General features: G+C 59.6%; 3 protein-coding genes. All 3 read right to left on the bottom strand.

From position 1 onward, the window contains the following. Positions 1 to 52: 52 nt before the first annotated feature. Positions 53 to 709 carry a bifunctional tRNA pseudouridine(32) synthase/23S rRNA pseudouridine(746) synthase RluA gene (rluA, locus tag BN1115_RS07915; protein ID WP_042058808.1) on the bottom strand — a complete coding sequence of 219 codons (657 nt, stop codon included), beginning with the start codon at positions 707 to 709 and terminating at the stop codon, positions 53 to 55. Positions 710 to 824: 115 nt separating this feature from the next. Continuing rightward, positions 825 to 3,692, bottom strand: a complete 2,868-nt coding sequence (gene rapA / locus BN1115_RS07920; protein ID WP_042656752.1) for an RNA polymerase-associated protein RapA — start codon at positions 3,690 to 3,692, stop codon at positions 825 to 827. 48 nt (positions 3,693 to 3,740) lie between these two features. Next, positions 3,741 to 4,161 (bottom strand): hypothetical protein (locus BN1115_RS22655; RefSeq protein ID WP_208597752.1); only part of this gene is annotated, 421 nt, incomplete at its 5' end.

Genomic DNA, 4,161 nt, shown 5'->3' on the forward strand with positions numbered 1-4,161 from the left:
AATTGGGACATAGCCTTTTTTATCTCTGCGATTTGGCGCGAGCCTCTTCCGCTCAGAGCGGGAAGGGCGCTGGCGCCTCGAAGGTCATCCGCTCGCCGCTGCGGGGGTGGCTGATGGTCAGGCTGGCCGCATGCAGGTAGAGATGGGGCGCTGCCGCCAGTGCATCCGGATGGGCGTAGAGGTTGTCACCCAGGATCGGGTGCCCCAGCTCCAGCATATGAACGCGCAGCTGGTGCGAGCGACCGGTGATGGGGGTCAGCTTGATCAGGCTGTTGCCGTTCTCCACCTTCAATTTTTCCCACAGGGTCAGGGCGTGGCGGCCCTCTTCGTGGTCAACCTTCTGTTTCGGGCGGTTGGGCCAGTCGACGCAGAGCGGCAGGTCAACCTGACCCGACTCGGCCTCCGGCTCGCCCCACACCCAGGCGAGGTAGTGCTTCTCGGTCTCCCGCTCGCGAAATTGCCGACTCAGCTCCCGATGTGAATTGGGGTTGAGGGGAATGACAATGACGCCCGTGGTGGACATGTCGAGGCGATGAGCCGCCGCCGCCTTGGGGTGCTGCTGCTTCACCCGATGCAGGACGCTGTCTTCATTCTCGGGGCCGCGCCCGGGGACGCTCAGCAGGCCAGTGGGCTTGTTGACCACCATGATGTCCTTGTCCTTGAACAGGATATCGAGCCAGGGTTCCAGAGGCGGTGAGTATTCAAACATAAATGTCTCGCATCAGAAGGTGGGGGCAAGCCCCCATCAGTTATGGGTAACCACGATAAAGCGGCATTGGGTATCCAGTTTGAGCTGGGTCTGGCCGCTGTCGGTCGGTACCTTGTCAGTTATGGGTGACCACGATAAAGCGGATTGCATCCAGCTTGAGTTGGGTCTGATCGATCAGGTGGTGCAATTCTGCCTGCAGATTGCGCAGATAATCCAGTTCGCTGTCGCGCACGTTCGGGTTGACCGCTTTGAGCGCTTCCAGACGATCGAGATCCTGCTGCAGGGTCTGCGCCATCTGGGCACGGGCCTTGTCGACAATCCCGGCTTTCAGCTCTTCGGCAATCGGTTGAGCCTTGCCAATCAGACCGTGGATCACCGGCTGGGACGCGGTGACCAGCTTGCTGCCGAGGTGGCGGTTGACCGGAGTCAGCTGGCGGTTGAAGGCATCGAACGCCACTTTCTCACCCAGATTCTGGCCGTTCTTGTCCATCAGCAGACGGATCGGTGTCGGCGGCATGAAGCGGTAGAGCTGGGGATGGGCAGCAGACTCGGCCACGAAGATCAGCTCAAGCAGGATGGAGCCGATGGGCAGCGCCTTGTTCTTGAGCAGTGCGACCGAGGTAGCACCGATCTCGGAGCCCAGGATCAGGTCGATACCGCCGCGCATCATGGGGTGATCCCAGGAGAGCAGCGCCATATCATCCCGCGACAGGGCGGTATTGCGATCGAAGGTGATGGTCATGCCGTCTTGCGGCAGGCCCGGGAAGCTGGAGACCAGCATGTGATCCCCCGGGGTTAGCACCAGCGCGTTCTCGCCACGATCATCCTGGTTGACGCCGATCTCGTCGAACATCTTGAGGGCGAAGGAGATCATGCCGGTGTCGTCATCTTCGGCGGCCAGCTTGTCGACCAGTTGCTGGGCGGCGGCGCCACCGCTGGAGTGGATCTCCAGCAGGCGATCGCGACCCTGTTCCAGACGGGCCTTGAGCGGCTCGTGCAGTTCGCGGGTCTTGATCAGCAGAGCGTCGAGGGTGGCCTGATCGCCGGTGTTGGCGGCCAGCAGCTCGAACAGCTCGTCACGCACCGCTTCGAATACCGGGCGAGCGGTCGGGCAGGTCTGCTCGAACGCGTCCAGACCATCGTGATACCAGAGCTGCAGGGCGCGCTGGGAGGTGCCCTCCAGATAGGGAACGTGGATCTCGACGGTATTTTGCTGACCGATACGATCCAGTCGACCGATCCGCTGTTCCAGCAGATCCGGATTGAGCGGCAGATCGAACAGCACCAGATGACTGGCAAACTGGAAGTTGCGACCTTCTGAACCGATCTCGGAGCAGAGCAGCACCTGGGCGCCACCATCTTCTTGCGCAAAATAGGCAGAGGCCTTGTCCCGCTCGAGGATGGACATCCCTTCATGGAATACGGTGCCGCGGATCCCTTCACGGGTGCGCAGCGCCTCTTCCAGTGCGAGAGCGGTGGCCGCTTCGGAGCAGATCACCAGCACCTTCTGTTGGCGGGCAGAGAGCAGCAGCCCCAGCAACCACTCGACGCGCGGGTCGAACTGGGTCCAGGTGGCGTTGTCGCCTTCGAACTGCTGGAAGATCTTCTCCGGATAGAGGTAACGCAGGGCACGGGTCTGCAGATCGCCACCGTTGCCACCCATCATGCCCATTACCTTGATGGCGGTCTTGTACTGATCCGGCAGTGGCATCGGGTAGACGTTGAGATGACGCTCGGGGAAGCCCTGAATATTGGCGCGGCTGTTGCGGAACAGCACCCGGCCGGTGCCGTGCTGATCCAGCAGCTTGGCGACCGCTTGCTGACGGGCCGCAGCATCGCTCAAATCCAGCCCTTCCAGCTGGCTGGCGAGGATCTGTTTGGCTTCATCACTCAGGGTCTCGCCTTCCAACAGCTCTTGCGCGGCGCTGGCGACCTGGCCATAGGCCTGCTCCTCGGCGAGGAAGGCCTCGTAGTCGTAGAAACGCTCGGGATCGAGCAGGCGCAGACGGGCAAAGTGGCTCTGGTGGCCCAACTGATCCGGGGTGGCGGTCAGCAGCAGCACGCCCGGCACCTGTTCGGCCAGCGCCTCCACCATTTCGTAGGCGCGGCTCGGGGCCTCTTCACTCCACTCCAGATGGTGTGCCTCGTCGACAACCAGCAGATCCCACTCGGCTTCCAGCACCTGCTCGAAGCGACGACGCTTCTTGCGCAGGAAGTCGAGGCTGCAGATCACCAGCTGTTCGGTTTCGAAGGGGTTCTCTGCATCGGCGAATGCCTCGATGCAGCGCTCCTCGTCAAACAGGGAGAAGTGCAGGTTGAAGCGGCGCAGCATTTCGACCAGCCACTGGTGTTGCAAAGTCTCGGGCAGCAGGATCAGCACCCGATGGGCGCGGCCGGAGAGCAGTTGCTGATGAATGATCATGCCCGCTTCGATGGTCTTGCCCAGACCCACCTCATCGGCCAGCAGTACGCGCGGGGCGTAGCGGTGACCCACTTCGTGGGCAATATAGAGCTGGTGCGGGATCAGGCTGACCCGGCCACCGGCCAGGCCGCGAGTCGGGTTGCGACGACGCTGGTGCTGGTTGATCAACGCCTCGTAGCGCAGGGTAAAGCGGGACATCCGGTCAATCTGACCGGCGAACAGGCGATCCTGCGGCTTGTTGAACTTGATAAAGTTGTTGAGAAACACTTCCTTGAGGGCAACGGGCTCATCATTGTCGGTGCGCACACCTACATATATAAGCAGGCCGTTTTTCTCCTGCACTTCTTCGACCGTCATGGTCCAGTCTTCGTGACTGGTGATCTGATCGCCCACATTGAAGCTGACCCGGGTCACCGGCGCTTCTTCTTTGGCATACATGCGGTTTTCGCCGGTAGCCGGAAATAACAGGGTAACCATGCGTCCTTCAACAGCAACGACAGTCCCCAACCCCAGATCCGTCTCTGTATCACTAATCCAACGCTGGCCAAGTGCAAAAGGCATTAAACTCTCCAAAGCCCAAGAGTGTGTGAATCGCAAAGGGGCGCTATGTTACCCGAAGGCGTGACCTCGATCACCATGCATATAGATGTAGAGAGACCAAATCGCCACAACCTTGATCTGCTCCCATCGCCACGCCACATAAAGGTAGCGATATCGCCAAATGGGTGTGTTATTGCAGGATAAATGCGCTTTTTGGGTGATTAGTGAACGGTTGAACCAAAAATGCGAATTTAATTCGAAAACACCCTTGCAAGCGTGATCCAGATCCCTATAATGCGCCACATCGACAGGGCAAGCGGCAACGCAAACAACATCGTCGATAACCTCGAAAAGCCTTTGAAAATAAGGCTTGACTCGAGAAGGCGGTTGAGTAGAATTCCACTCCCGCAGCAACGAACTGTTGCGTCGCTCTTTAACAATTTGAATCAAGCAATCTGTGTGGGCACTCGCAGCATCGAACATCAAACAA

Origin of the sequence: Aeromonas allosaccharophila (assembly GCF_000819685.1) — a bacterium.
In the GTDB taxonomy this organism is placed as follows: domain Bacteria; phylum Pseudomonadota; class Gammaproteobacteria; order Enterobacterales; family Aeromonadaceae; genus Aeromonas; species Aeromonas allosaccharophila.

What these genes read in the sequence shown, in the direction of transcription:
- rluA (WP_042058808.1), bottom strand. Translation starts at nt 709, where the DNA reads ATGTTTGAATACTCACCGCCTCTGGAACCCTGGCTCGATATCCTGTTC.
- rapA (WP_042656752.1), bottom strand. Translation starts at nt 3,692, where the DNA reads ATGCCTTTTGCACTTGGCCAGCGTTGGATTAGTGATACAGAGACGGAT.